The 238-nt window shown below is 63.4% G+C and carries 1 protein-coding gene; it reads left to right on the plus strand.

Annotation, left to right across the window (positions count from 1 at the left end; all coding sequences use genetic code 11):
* Positions 1 to 232 (plus strand): phosphatidylglycerol lysyltransferase domain-containing protein (locus tag KZZ04_RS20765; protein WP_219424117.1); only part of this gene is annotated, 232 nt, incomplete at its 5' end.
* Positions 233 to 238: the final 6 nt, after the last annotated feature.

The following is a 238-nucleotide window of genomic DNA, read 5'->3' on the forward strand; positions in this document are numbered from 1 at the left end:
GGGCCTGCAACCACGCCGTGGCGCCCCGCTGACCCAACGCCTGGGCTCGATGGTGTTCCGCCGTGGCGAGCACCTGTCTAACTTCCAAGGTTTGCGCCGCTTCAAAGACAAGTTCCAGCCTGACTGGGAACCCCGTTACATGGCCGTGCCCGCAGGACTTGATCCGCTGGTGGCACTGGCCGATACCGCCGCCCTGATTGCGGGCGGCTTGACTGGATTGGTGAAACGCTGATGATTC

It is taken from the genome of Pseudoalteromonas sp. CR1, from assembly GCF_019392235.1.
Taxonomy (GTDB): domain Bacteria; phylum Pseudomonadota; class Gammaproteobacteria; order Enterobacterales; family Alteromonadaceae; genus Pseudoalteromonas.